An 11,669-nucleotide genomic window follows, 5' to 3' on the forward strand; every position below is an offset into this window, starting at 1 on the left:
GAGAAAGTGCGATTTGATTATAAAAAAGCTGTTCAAATTCTTAATTGGTTCGCTCGAAAGAATGGTAATCAAATAAATTATTTAAAAGCTATAAAACTTTTATATTTTGCAGAAAGATATCATTTAAGAAAATACGGAAGATTAATATGCTCTCCAACATATGTTGGTATGAAACTTGGACCTGTTCAATCTGAAATAAAAGATTTGATAACTTCCAGCGAGTTTCAAGTTGATGAAAAGGAATCAAAATATTATACAAATTATATGCAAACATTAATTAATAAAACTGAAAAAATTTACGATATAAAATCACAAAAAGATGTGGATTTCGACGAATTCTCAGAAACAGATATTGAAGCTCTTAATTTTGCTTGGAAAACATTTTCTAAATTTCAACCTTTTGAATTAGCTGAAATAACTCATTTATATCCCGAATGGAATGAAAAATCATATATTTTAGAAGCGGAAGAATATTCAAGATTTATTATGAATACAGAAGATTTTTTCAAAAATATAACAAAAGAAAATTTAGAAAAACTTAAAAAATATGGATTTGAAAAAGACCCATTTGATTTAGATAAGGAAACATTAAGTATCTCAAGAGAAGAATTTATGGAATCCATGGAGTGGGAACTAGATGGATAAAAATGATATTTCTATTTATTCAAAACTTTATTATGTTGATTTAGAAATATGTCCTGGAAGAATTATATATTTTAAAAATGAACAAATAGAAAATTATCATTATTTTGTAGTTTTAAATAATGATGGTTATATTCCGGATGAAATAATAGCAGTCATGGCAACATCTAAAATAAATAAGGCAATTAGACGAAGAGAAAAGAATAAAGAAAATGCAAAAGCTTTAGTAATTGTAAATCCAGAAGAACTTCCTGGGTATTTCAATCAAAAAACGGCATTTCAGTGTTGGAATTTAAAAATAATTACTCCACAAGAAATAAAAAATATGAAAGAGACTGGAAAACTATATAAAGATGGAAAGATTTCAGAAAAAATACTGAATAAATTAATTGAAGGTGTTTTGATAAGTAAACTTGTTAAGAAAAAGCATAAAAAAATTTTAAAAGAAATATATAATAAATGATATCAATATTAAACGAAATCAAACGAACCCTCTGGGGTTCTTTTTTTTATATGGAGGTGGAATTTTGGAAGTTGCAACATATGAATATAAAAAAGATTTTATTGATATTATTCCAGTTGGTGATCTTCATATTGGAAGTGAAAACTCTGATATCCATGATGTAATAAAAGCATTAGAAAAAGAAGAAGGTAAAATCATATTTCTTGGTGATCTCATAGATAATGCAATAGTTAATTCATTAGGGGATGTATATTCACAAAAAGATAACCCACAAGGTACATTGAAGCAAATTAGTAGTTTATTTGATAAATTTAAAGATAGAATACTGGGAGTGATAGGTGGAAATCATGAAAGAAGAACATGGAGAAAAGTTGGTGTTGATCCAATAGCATTATTATGTCAAGAAAAAAACATACCTTATACAGATGATCTTATGGTTATAGATATTAATTTAAAAAATGGTAAAAAATTAGTTGGACAAAAAAACAGAATCAATTACAAAATAGCTTGTCATCATGGTTCTTCAGGTGGAAGATTTCCTGAAAGAAGTATGAGGCAACATCGTTATTTTTTTGATGTAATATCCGGAGTAGATATTTACCTAACAGGACATACTCATATTCCAGAAATGCATAAATTTTCTATATTTGAATATGATTCGAAAAATAAAAAAATCAGAAAAAAAGACATAATTGGTATAACTGTTCCATCTTGGACAGATGAAAAATATGCGGTGCAAAAGTTACTTGCACCGACAGCAAGAGGGATGTTTAAAATAAGATTGTTTGCAAACAAAACGCAAAAAATAGAAGTTTTAGCGAGGTGAAACTATGCACTATGAAAATTGTCCGTATGAAAAAAGAATAGAGCAACTTGAAAAAGAAATGAAAGATAGAATGCAACAAGATGCTATTCAAGAAACAATATTAAAAATAATAAATGAACGTTTCGATAAATTAGAAAATAAAATAGATGGAATAGACGGAGAACTTCATAACGGACTAATTCCCAAAAAAGCAAGTCAATGGTTTTATAGTTCGGTTGGAAAATGGGTATTGGGGTTAATAGGTACAAATGTAATTACGATCATAATTTTATTATACAAAGTTTTTCAGAGGTGATGTAAATGAATTGGGAAGATTATAGAGCAAAGCTTATTATCGCAGTTATGGGAGAAGCTGAAAGTTGTAGCTTTTTTGAAAAATATCTAATTGCTTGTGTTGGTTGGAACAGATGGTTTCATCAGAAAAAGTATAGATTTAATCCATTGGAAAAAGATTTTCTTGGATACAGAAGAGAAATTATAATAAATGATGTTTCAAGAGAAAAAATGGAAGAAAGTATAAAGGCAGTGGATCGAGCATTTATAGAACTCAATGCAGGTAATAAAAAATATAACGATCTTTTCTTTTTTAATTTGTCAGGTAAAAAACCGAGTACAATTTTTAAAGTTGAACCTGTGATTTTTGATAAAGTTGTACATACTTTTTTCAGAATAATTGATTAAAGAATGAGAAATTGAAATGAAATATTTTCTTAAAACGTATAACACTCTATAAGGGTGTTATTTTTTATTTTATATGTAAATTATTACATTTGGTATTAAAAGTATCAGAAAACGCAAAATGTTGTATGTGGTATGCATTTTTGTGGAAATTAATATAAAAAATAAGAGATTTTAGTTAGAAAATGATGAATACAAAAAAAAAATGTACCGCCCAAAATGGGCGATACAAATTCATCTGATTTTTTTAATCATCTTCCTTAACCAATTCTAAAATTTCATTAAAATCAGTTATTTCTAAAGCTTTCATTATTTTATCTAGTGTGTCAAAGTTTATAGAATGTGTGTTATCTTTAATCATTTTATGCAAATTAGGATAACTCAATCCTGTTTGTTGGGCTAACCAATATATTGATTTATTTTTTTCATTCAATATTTTTTTTACTTTATGCTTTATCATATTAATTCCTCCATAATATATATGCACCCATATATATTATACTAAAAATATAAATTATATTCAATATAAATTAAAATTTATATAGTCTTGACAATATATAAAAAATAGAGTATAATAAAAATGTCGGTTCACCGGCCACACTGGAAACCGGTGGCAGAGCCACAACCTCTGCAAAACCGACAAATATATTATACCACACTGGAGGGATGTTTATGGCAAATTTAGTTAAATTTAATTTTAAAAGTAATGAAGTGAGAGTATTGTTAAGAGATGGAGAACCTTGGTGGGTCGGTAAAGATGTTGCTGCCATATTAGGATATACTGACACCGAAGCAATGACGAGAAGGTTGGATGGAGATGAGCAAATGTTGATTAATAGTAAAAACCTACAAAATGTCGGTTTTGAAATTCCAACACGAGGATTAAAAATAATCAACGAATCAGGACTTTACAATGCAATACTTGGAAGCAAAAAAACACAAGCAAAAGAATTTAAGAGATGGATCACTCATGAAGTATTACCTTCAATAAGAAAATATGGAAAATATGAAATTGAAAACAAAAAAACAGAAATTGAAAAATTATCAAAAATAAAGGATGTAATTTCATTAAGGAAACAAAGAGAAAATCGATTAAGAGCATTACAACTTCAAAAGTTTTTGAAAGAAAACGAAAATTTGGATGAATTTACAAAGAAAACAATTGAATCAGAAATTTTAAAATTATTAACAAACAAAAGAATAATTCCGTTACCACCGTATAATAAGAAACTGTCAAATAAACTTTTAGTTGATGATGATAAAATGGAACCAACTTATAAAAAAGGAGATATAGTTTATTATGAAAAAAAAGAATATGAACCAGGAAATGACGTAGTTATATATTATAAAAATAAAAAAGTTTTGAAAAGATGCGCTCGTAACAGGTTTGATGGAAGAATATTCTTTTATAACATACAACCAACAATAAACGGCATAGAAGAAGTATGGGAAAATGAATGTACTGTTCTTGGAGTAGTTACAAGTGTTCAAAGAGAAATTTTTAAAAAAGAACTAAAAAATGATATTAAAATAAAGAAATTTGAAGAGGCTTGAAAAAGCCTCTTTTTTTATTACATTTTAGAAAGGAGTGAAATTATGGAAATTATTGTGTATGTATTAGTAGGCGTTGCATTTTTCTTAGGGAATTTATTACTACATTCAAAAAAGATGGAGAGCAAAATTAAAATTGTTAGGAAGATTGTTACTCATGTCGTGGAATATGTAGAACAAATTGGAAATCTAAAAAATTTGCACGGAGAACAAAAGAAAAAACTTGCAATGAATTTGGCCAAAAAAGCTTTATCAGAAATGCATATAAAAATATCTGACAATCTATTAGACACAATAATTGAAAGTATAGTGTTTTATCTTAATCTTCAGAAAGGAGTGAAATAATGGATTTGAAAGACTGGAAAGTATGGTTAGTAATAGTTGCTGGAATTTTTGCTTTCTTATTACCTTTTGGAATAGAAACATTGCAATATCAAGAGCAAAACACAGCGCAAGTTCAGGAGTATTTAAATCAAGAAGAAGATCAAATTATTGATGTTGTCATATATGATAATAATTATGAAGATGCAATAAATATTTTGGCCATAAAATATCCAGGATATATAATAGAAGATTATGTTTATCTTAAAGAAAAGAAAGCATATCTTTTTAGATTAAAGAAGGTGGGAAAATGAAATTAGAAATAGGAGATGTTTTATTATTGCCAACAAAGAAAGTTGAAACATACAAAATTATAGCGTCTGTTTTAGGGCAAAATATAGCTAAATTAATAAAGAATATAACTGATCAAGATTATTTACACGCAGAAATGTATATAGGAAATGGATATATTATGGCTGCATGGCTAAATGGAGTGCATATTGCAAAATATCCATTAGAAATACTTAGACATTTCGATGTTTATAGACATAGAAACAAAAGAGTAAAAACAATAATAAGAGAAAAAATAAAAGAAGATTTAAAAGCATTTGTAAATGGAGAAACTACAAAATATATAGCAAGACCTTATGATCTACAAAGTTTAATATTAAATTCTGTTTCAGAAATAATTGGAATAGTTGCTGATGAAGAAAATTTTGAAGATTCATTAAATTTTGATAATCCGAATGCTTACATATGTAGTGAATTGATAGCAAGAATTTATCACGATGCTGGAGTTGATATAAAACAAAATCTTGAATTTGTTAGTCCGGATGATATAGCTAAAAGTGAAGAAATGATAAAGATATTGTAATTTAAAATAAAGGCAGTGCCGATTAATAACTTCAGCACTGCCGTTTTCCATACAAGTATGGATTACGCATGGTAGCCCCACGGGGAATCGAACCCCGACTCTCGGACTGAGAATCCGATGGACTAGCCGTTATCCTATGGGGCCATATCAATCTATATTATATCATAAAAAACGTATTTTGTAAATATTATAATGAACCGTTATCTTTAAAAATTACTAAAAAAGTTAATAATAATATTTTGATATCAAGTAAAAGATTTTTATTTTTCACATAATATAAATCATATTCTGTTTTTATTTTATAATCTTCCAGTGATGTTGTATATTTATATTTTACCTGAGCCCAACCTGTTATTCCTGGTTTTACAAATAATCTATAATTGTAAAAATCGATATGTTCTTCGCACATTTTATGGAAACTAAGCATTTCTGGTCTTGGTCCTATAAAATTCATATTTCCTTTTAATACATTTAAAAATTGAGGTATTTCATCCAGCCTTGTTTTTCTTAAAAATTTGCTAAATGAATGAACTTTTTCATTGTGAATAGTTCTAAATTTATACATCAAGAATTTTTCTTTATTTTTTCCGATCCTAATTTGTTTGAATATTATAGGTTTCCCAATGGTTAATAGGTTAATTATTGATATTATTATAAAAAGGGGAAAAGTCAATATTAGTGAAATTAAGGCTAATGTTAAATCTAAAATTCTATTTTCCTTTTTACTTAAAAAAAATTCAGAATAATAATATTCAAATTTTTTTAAAACATCAAGTGGTATTCTTTTTAAATATCTTTCTGCCAATTCTGGAAGTATGTTAATAATTATTCCTTTATTTTTAACAATTTCTAACTCATTTTTTATATAAATTTCTAATTTGGGATCAGCAATTAAAATTCTATCATGATATTTAATTTTTTCCATAAAAACTTCTGGTGATGGATTTAAAAAATCACCAAATATAATTTTTCCATTTGATTTTTTTTCTATTTCATTTATAATTTCTTTAAGTTCATCTTTTTTTCCTATTACAAGATATTTTATCATTTTCTCACCCAATTATTTTTTTATTATATATTTATATGTATAATGCATATTATCCTAAATCAATTAGCCACTCAATAGATTCTTTATTTATTTCATTCATCAATGAGTTTATGGGATTTTTGTATTTCTGGAAAGAATTTATTAAACGCGTTGATTCAAGCAATATAGAAAAAAAATCATAGTTAATAATATTATCTTTTTTAAATTCCTCGATTAGTTCATCCATATCTTCTATATTAAATGCCATGTCCCTTTTAATAATAATATCTAATTCTAAATCAAAGAATTCAATTATGTCATTTTTTTTTGAATATTTTCCAAAATCTATGTAAATTAAATAATCTTTTATATCGCAATTATCAGAGGTTTGAAATGAAGTAAGCATAATCCATTTATCTGGAAGAAGTAATCTTTTTATTTTTTTTATTGAATTATGACTATCTAAAATAATCCAATTTCTTTCAATACCGAAAGAATTGTTAAAACTATATATAGTTTCAATATTAACATTTACCTCACGAGTTTGAGATAATAACCATTCTTTCTTATTTTTTAGATTAAATTTATAGTGTTTCATATTATATTTCCTTTCTTTTTATATTAAGAATATTATAACATATATATAATATTTGGTCAAATTTATGTCAGGTAAATAAAAAATATATTTTCATTTTTCATACAATCTAATTTTTATTTTTAAAGAAAATGATGTAAAATATACTTAGAAAAGAAAAAGTGGAGGTGCCATATGATCCATTCATTGGCGATAAAAAATTTTGGATTGTTTAAAGATGTAAATGTGGACTTTTCTGAAGGAATAAATATTATTACCGGCGAATCTGGAGCAGGGAAATCGATGTTTGTAAAAGCTTTAATTTCTTTATTAAGTGGAAAGGTTCCAAAGAACTTAAGAAATAAAGAGGGATCGATTTCTGCATATATTACTGTTGATGATAAAGTAAAAAATGAATTAAAGGATTATATAGATATCACAGAAAACAATGAAATAATACTTAATGTAAAATTTAATGAAAAGAGATCTGTTTTCAGGGCAAATGGTACTATTATCCCAAAAACTATTTTAGAGAAACTGGGTTCATATATAATGGAAGTTCATACCCAAAATTCGCAAGTTTTATTAAGAAATCCAAAATATCATAATCAAATAGCATATAATATATTTAAGGAAAATATAGTTGATTTAATTATAAATTATGAAGAAAAATATAGAGAATATTTATCTTTAAAAGAAAAGCTGAATAATATTCCTACTGATCCGTCTGAAATATATAGAAAAATCGATATTTTGAATTTTCAAATAGATGAAATAGAACATATATCACCACGAGAAAATGAAGATGAAGAATTGAAGATTGAATATAAAAAGTTAAGTAATATAGAAGAAATAAAAAGTAAATTAGAAAAGTCAATGGCTATTTTAAAGGATGAGGAGAAAAATATAGATATATTTATTGGGGAGATTGTAGAAGATCTTTCAGATATTTCAAATTATGGTTTTGAAGAAGAGTTAAATATGGCAATTTCTATTCAGGATATGATAAGTGAATTATACAGTAGTCTAGAATCTAAGTTGTATGATCTCGATTTAGATCCTCAAAGATTAGAAGAAGTTGCTAATAGACTTAATGAAATAATGAATTTAAAAAGGAAATATGGTCCTGCGCTTGAAAATGTTTTTGAAAATTTAGAAAAATTTAGAATTGAATTAAAGGAATTAGATGATTTAGAAAAAATATTAAATGAAATTAATCCGATGATTGAAAGTAAAAAGAAAGAATTATTTGAAATTGGTGAAAGAATAAAAGTAAAAGGAGAAAAAATATTAAGAAAAATAGAGGACAAAATAAAAAAAGAACTTTTAGCTTTAAATATGAAATATGCGGAAATATTTTTTGATTTTAAAAAATTAAAAGAACCTGGAAAATATGGAACATATAGTATTCGTATATTGGCTAAAACTACCCCTCAATCACCGTATTTACCTTTAGAAAAAATAGCCTCTGGTGGGGAATTGTCCAGAATTATTTTGGCAGTAGAAAAGGTAATTGGTGAATCGCATTTGGTTGAAACAATGCTTTTTGATGAAATAGATTCTGGAGTTGGTCAGAGAATTGCGGATGTAATAGGAAAAAAATTAAAAGAATTTTCAAAAGTTAAACAATTGATAGTGATTACTCATATGCCGCAAGTAGCTAATTATGCAGATAAACATTTTAAAATATATAAAATTGATAAAAATAATGAAATATATTCTCAAATTATTGAATTAGATGATAAAAAAAGATTAGAAGAAATTAAAGAAATGTATGGAGAAATAATTATTGATAAAGAAGTCTTTAATAAAGAGGTGGCTGAAAATGAGACGTGAAGATGTGATTCAGAGAATAATAGAAGAAAAGGGAGTTAATGCTATACCTGTTTTGATAGACATGATGGAAAATAGTGATTCAGAAACATATTCTCTAATAACAGATATAATTGATGTGTTAGGTGATGAAGCAAAAAAGTATCTTTTTAATGAATTTATAAAAAGATTCGAAAGAAGAAATCTGGATGATGTTGTGATGCTATATTTGATAGATGTATTATCTGAGATGGAATGTCAGGAGTTGAAGCCATATCTGGAAAGAATGATGAATTTATATTCTGATGAAAGAGCTTTTCCTATAATATTAGAAGCTTTGTTGAGAATAACTAAAGATGAAAAATATATAGATATTTTATCCACATTTTTAGATGATAAAGGAGATATTCAGGAATTGGCAATAATGGCTTTAGCTGAATTGCCTACGAAAAAAAGTATAAATTATTTATTAAACAAATATATGGAGAATATAACGAAATCAGAGAAAGCTCTTATTCTTGATTCGATTCAAAAAATGATTTTTAAGAAAAGAGAATTATTTAATGAGGTAAAAATTCATCCTGCTGGAGAGGAAATTTCTGAAATGTTGGAGTGGATGTTAAAGTGAATATGGAAATAGGTAGAGATTTATATTTGTTAGGATGTAATGTGTTAGTCAATGAATCTCTTAGATTGCATACAACTTTTAAATTAGGAGGAGTAGTTCCATTATTTGTTATTCCAAAAACCAAAGAAATATTTATAAAGGCAATAATGTATTTAAAGAATAAAAATATTGATTTTAGAATAATAGGTGGAGGAGCAAATCTTATTGTAAAGGATGAATATATGGATTTTGTTGTTGTTAGTACAGAGTTTTTAACAGGTTATAATATTCAAGATGAATATATTTGTTCTGAAGTTGGTATTCCTTTTTCGCGATTATCATATATAGCAATGGAAAATTCGTTATCCGGTTTGGAGTTTGCCTGTGGAATTCCAGGTACTTTGGGTGGAGCATTGTTTATGAATGCGGGAGCATATGGAGGACAGATTTCAAATATTATTAATGAAGTAGAAGTTTTTGATTTAAAAGAAGAAACAATTAAAAAATTAAATAAAAATGAGTTGAGTTTTGATTATAGAAAAAGTATATTTCAGGAAAGGAGATATATAGCTTTAAGTGCGAAGCTAAAGATGGTTAAGAAAGAAAAACATAAAATCAATAAAAAAATGAAAGATATGTCTATTAAAAGATGGGAAAAACAGCCTCTCGAATATCCTAGTGCAGGAAGTATATTTAAGAGGCCACGTTCGGATTTTTATGTTGGAACCACAATTGAAAAACTGGGATTAAAAGGTTATTCAATCGGGGGAGCGCAAATTTCAAAAAAACATGCGGGTTTTATCATAAATAAAGGAAATGCAAAATTTTCGGACGTATTAAACCTTATAAATTATGTAAAGAAAACAGTAAAAAATGAATATAATGTAGAATTAGAAATAGAACCAGAAATATGGGAATAATGAAAGATGCTTATTGTAATTCTTTTAATTCTTTCTTAGATAATTCTTTTGATTCTTTTCCTTGTTCTATCCAATCAGGATGCAAAGGCATTGAAATAACTTTTTCAAACATTTGTTTAGCTTTATCATATTTTTTCCATATTTTATATAAAATTCCCAATTCATAGTATGTGTTAACATATCCTGGCTCTATTTCGGCAGCTTTTAATAAATATTTTTCGGATTTTTTGTAATCATTTAATGGCCATGGGACATCTCTATATCTCATTCCAAGAGCAATATATGCAGTATACAATGTCGGGTCAAGTTTTATAGCTTGCTTTATATGAGTATCAAAATCTCCAAGCATAAACAAGCTGGAAACAATACCCTTATATTGGGCAAGACGGCCAATCGCAGCTCCTAAAGCATAATGAGAATAGCCGATGTTTGGATTTAATTCTACAGCTTTTTTTCCAATTTCAACTGCCTTCTGGTAAATTTCTTCTTTTTTATTTTTATCGACACCCCAATTGGCGTATTCTGTTAATGCGTTACAGTATAAAGCGAGTATTGAAGCATCATTTGTGTATGAACTTAATTCTTCTAATAAAATTTTCATTTCATGAATTTTATGATAACTATTAATAACTTTAAATTCAGAATAAAGTTTTGTAAAACTTTGAGCGAAGGTATTTATGAAAAGGAATAAAAATAGTAAAATAATAATAGTTTTTCTCATCTTATCCCTCCTATTTTGAAATTATTAATACAATTATATCACAAAAATTAAGGAAATGTATCAAGACTTGATTTTTTTTCTTAAATGGTATAGAATTAAATTAGAAATGAAATTAATACAAATTTGAGAGGGTGTGATTATATGAGTACTGAAGAAAAGATTGAGTATATTAGCGAAATATTGAGGGAAAAAAACATATCCCCGTCTTTGCAACGTATACAAATTTATAAATATCTTATGGATAATCAGGTTCATCCAAATGTTGATATGATTTATAAGGCATTGGTAAAAACAATTCCAACGTTGTCTAAAACAACAGTATATAACACATTAAAACTATTTCAATCTAAAGGATTGGTAACTGTTATAACTATTGAGGAAAATGAAGCGAGATTTGATATCAATACACATCTACACGGGCATTTTAAATGTATAAGTTGTGGGAAAATTTTTGATTTTGATATTAAAGAAATTTCAATTGATTCAAGTCTTGAAAAAGAAAATAAGATTATTGATCAACAATTATATATTAGAGGGTATTGTAAAGAATGTCTCGAAAAGATGGAAAAATAAAAAAATCCTGCTTTGCAGGATTTTTTTATTACAGACTGTCGACAAAGTCCAAGTAATCCTGGTATAATAAAAATAGGGGT

17 protein-coding genes and 1 tRNA gene are annotated in these 11,669 nt (G+C 26.6%); 13 read left to right on the top strand and 5 right to left on the bottom strand.

From position 1 onward, the window contains the following. Positions 1-6: 6 nt before the first annotated feature. The 5 genes from X275_RS10955 (at position 7) to X275_RS01350 (ending at position 2,612) form a co-directional block, all read left to right on the top strand. A complete protein-coding gene (locus tag X275_RS10955; protein ID WP_052913490.1) occupies positions 7-645 on the top strand; it encodes a Panacea domain-containing protein in 639 nt (212 codons plus the stop codon). After that, positions 638-1,105 (top strand): hypothetical protein, encoded by a 468-nt coding sequence (locus X275_RS01335; RefSeq protein ID WP_047267175.1) that lies wholly within the window; start codon positions 638-640, stop codon positions 1,103-1,105. The genes X275_RS10955 and X275_RS01335 overlap by 8 nt, the downstream gene beginning before the upstream one ends. 64 nt (positions 1,106-1,169) lie before the next feature. Then, complete coding sequence (locus X275_RS01340; protein WP_047267176.1) at positions 1,170-1,931, top strand: metallophosphoesterase; 762 nt, start codon at positions 1,170-1,172, stop codon at positions 1,929-1,931. Positions 1,932-1,935: 4 nt separating this feature from the next. Further along, positions 1,936-2,226 carry a hypothetical protein gene (locus X275_RS01345; RefSeq protein ID WP_047265194.1) on the top strand — a complete coding sequence of 97 codons (291 nt, stop codon included), beginning with the start codon at positions 1,936-1,938 and terminating at the stop codon, positions 2,224-2,226. A gap of 5 nt (positions 2,227-2,231) precedes the next feature. Beyond that, positions 2,232-2,612 (top strand): hypothetical protein, encoded by a 381-nt coding sequence (locus X275_RS01350; protein WP_047267177.1) that lies wholly within the window; start codon positions 2,232-2,234, stop codon positions 2,610-2,612. Between the two features lie 244 nt (positions 2,613-2,856). On the opposite strand, the gene X275_RS01355 is transcribed toward X275_RS01350, so the two are convergent. Beyond that, entirely contained in the window at positions 2,857-3,069 is a 213-nt protein-coding gene (locus X275_RS01355) for a helix-turn-helix domain-containing protein (protein ID WP_052913497.1), read from the bottom strand. A gap of 212 nt (positions 3,070-3,281) precedes the next feature. On the opposite strand from X275_RS01355, the gene X275_RS10960 reads away from it, so the two are divergent. From X275_RS10960 to X275_RS01375, 4 genes are read left to right on the top strand one after another with little or no spacing between them, the layout of a single operon-like run. Then, complete coding sequence (locus X275_RS10960; RefSeq protein ID WP_052913499.1) at positions 3,282-4,163, top strand: BRO family protein; 882 nt, start codon at positions 3,282-3,284, stop codon at positions 4,161-4,163. A 42-nt stretch (positions 4,164-4,205) separates the two neighbouring features. Further along, positions 4,206-4,505, top strand: coding sequence for a phage holin, LLH family (locus X275_RS01365; RefSeq protein ID WP_047267178.1), 300 nt, complete (start codon positions 4,206-4,208; stop codon positions 4,503-4,505). Next, the gene (locus X275_RS01370) at positions 4,505-4,795 is read left to right on the top strand and encodes a hypothetical protein (RefSeq protein WP_047267179.1); all 291 of its coding nucleotides are present in this window, start codon (positions 4,505-4,507) and stop codon (positions 4,793-4,795) included. Before X275_RS01365 ends, X275_RS01370 begins: the two co-directional genes overlap by 1 nt. Then, a complete protein-coding gene (locus X275_RS01375; protein ID WP_047265201.1) occupies positions 4,792-5,355 on the top strand; it encodes a hypothetical protein in 564 nt (187 codons plus the stop codon). The genes X275_RS01370 and X275_RS01375 overlap by 4 nt, the downstream gene beginning before the upstream one ends. A gap of 69 nt (positions 5,356-5,424) precedes the next feature. Here the strand turns inward: X275_RS01375 and X275_RS01380 are convergent. The 3 genes from X275_RS01380 to X275_RS01390 all read right to left on the bottom strand — a co-directional run bounded on the left by X275_RS01380 (position 5,425) and on the right by X275_RS01390 (position 6,980). Continuing rightward, a tRNA-Glu gene (locus X275_RS01380) sits at positions 5,425-5,499 on the bottom strand. A 43-nt stretch (positions 5,500-5,542) separates the two neighbouring features. Beyond that, positions 5,543-6,403, bottom strand: coding sequence for a sugar transferase (locus tag X275_RS01385; RefSeq protein ID WP_052913503.1), 861 nt, complete (start codon positions 6,401-6,403; stop codon positions 5,543-5,545). A 49-nt stretch (positions 6,404-6,452) separates the two neighbouring features. After that, complete coding sequence (locus X275_RS01390; protein WP_047267180.1) at positions 6,453-6,980, bottom strand: DUF402 domain-containing protein; 528 nt, start codon at positions 6,978-6,980, stop codon at positions 6,453-6,455. A 171-nt stretch (positions 6,981-7,151) separates the two neighbouring features. Between X275_RS01390 and X275_RS01395 the strand changes: the two genes are divergently transcribed. From X275_RS01395 to murB, 3 genes are read left to right on the top strand one after another with little or no spacing between them, the layout of a single operon-like run. Next, positions 7,152-8,792 (top strand): DNA repair protein RecN, encoded by a 1,641-nt coding sequence (locus tag X275_RS01395; protein WP_047267181.1) that lies wholly within the window; start codon positions 7,152-7,154, stop codon positions 8,790-8,792. Continuing rightward, positions 8,782-9,396, top strand: coding sequence for a hypothetical protein (locus tag X275_RS01400; RefSeq protein WP_047267182.1), 615 nt, complete (start codon positions 8,782-8,784; stop codon positions 9,394-9,396). The genes X275_RS01395 and X275_RS01400 overlap by 11 nt, the downstream gene beginning before the upstream one ends. Positions 9,397-9,398: 2 nt before the next feature. Beyond that, complete coding sequence (gene murB, locus X275_RS01405) at positions 9,399-10,295, top strand: UDP-N-acetylmuramate dehydrogenase (RefSeq protein WP_047267195.1); 897 nt, start codon at positions 9,399-9,401, stop codon at positions 10,293-10,295. A 10-nt stretch (positions 10,296-10,305) separates the two neighbouring features. Here murB and X275_RS01410 read toward each other — a convergent pair whose 3' ends face one another. Beyond that, entirely contained in the window at positions 10,306-11,016 is a 711-nt protein-coding gene (locus X275_RS01410) for a tetratricopeptide repeat protein (protein WP_047267183.1), read from the bottom strand. 141 nt (positions 11,017-11,157) lie between these two features. On the opposite strand from X275_RS01410, the gene X275_RS01415 reads away from it, so the two are divergent. After that, positions 11,158-11,589 carry a Fur family transcriptional regulator gene (locus X275_RS01415; RefSeq protein ID WP_047267184.1) on the top strand — a complete coding sequence of 144 codons (432 nt, stop codon included), beginning with the start codon at positions 11,158-11,160 and terminating at the stop codon, positions 11,587-11,589. Positions 11,590-11,669: the final 80 nt, after the last annotated feature.

This window comes from Marinitoga sp. 1197 (genome assembly GCF_001021165.1).
In the GTDB taxonomy this organism is placed as follows: domain Bacteria; phylum Thermotogota; class Thermotogae; order Petrotogales; family Petrotogaceae; genus Marinitoga.

Coding starts and splice junctions, on each gene's coding strand:
- X275_RS01335 (WP_047267175.1), top strand. CDS start 638: ATGGATAAAAATGATATTTCTATTTATTCAAAACTTTATTATGTTGAT.
- X275_RS01345 (WP_047265194.1), top strand. CDS start 1,936: ATGCACTATGAAAATTGTCCGTATGAAAAAAGAATAGAGCAACTTGAA.
- X275_RS01350 (WP_047267177.1), top strand. CDS start 2,232: ATGAATTGGGAAGATTATAGAGCAAAGCTTATTATCGCAGTTATGGGA.
- X275_RS01355 (WP_052913497.1), bottom strand. CDS start 3,069: ATGATAAAGCATAAAGTAAAAAAAATATTGAATGAAAAAAATAAATCA.
- X275_RS10960 (WP_052913499.1), top strand. CDS start 3,282: ATGGCAAATTTAGTTAAATTTAATTTTAAAAGTAATGAAGTGAGAGTA.
- X275_RS01365 (WP_047267178.1), top strand. CDS start 4,206: ATGGAAATTATTGTGTATGTATTAGTAGGCGTTGCATTTTTCTTAGGG.
- X275_RS01370 (WP_047267179.1), top strand. CDS start 4,505: ATGGATTTGAAAGACTGGAAAGTATGGTTAGTAATAGTTGCTGGAATT.
- X275_RS01375 (WP_047265201.1), top strand. CDS start 4,792: ATGAAATTAGAAATAGGAGATGTTTTATTATTGCCAACAAAGAAAGTT.
- X275_RS01385 (WP_052913503.1), bottom strand. CDS start 6,403: ATGATAAAATATCTTGTAATAGGAAAAAAAGATGAACTTAAAGAAATT.
- X275_RS01390 (WP_047267180.1), bottom strand. CDS start 6,980: ATGAAACACTATAAATTTAATCTAAAAAATAAGAAAGAATGGTTATTA.
- X275_RS01395 (WP_047267181.1), top strand. CDS start 7,152: ATGATCCATTCATTGGCGATAAAAAATTTTGGATTGTTTAAAGATGTA.
- X275_RS01400 (WP_047267182.1), top strand. CDS start 8,782: ATGAGACGTGAAGATGTGATTCAGAGAATAATAGAAGAAAAGGGAGTT.
- murB (WP_047267195.1), top strand. CDS start 9,399: ATGGAAATAGGTAGAGATTTATATTTGTTAGGATGTAATGTGTTAGTC.
- X275_RS01410 (WP_047267183.1), bottom strand. CDS start 11,016: ATGAGAAAAACTATTATTATTTTACTATTTTTATTCCTTTTCATAAAT.
- X275_RS01415 (WP_047267184.1), top strand. CDS start 11,158: ATGAGTACTGAAGAAAAGATTGAGTATATTAGCGAAATATTGAGGGAA.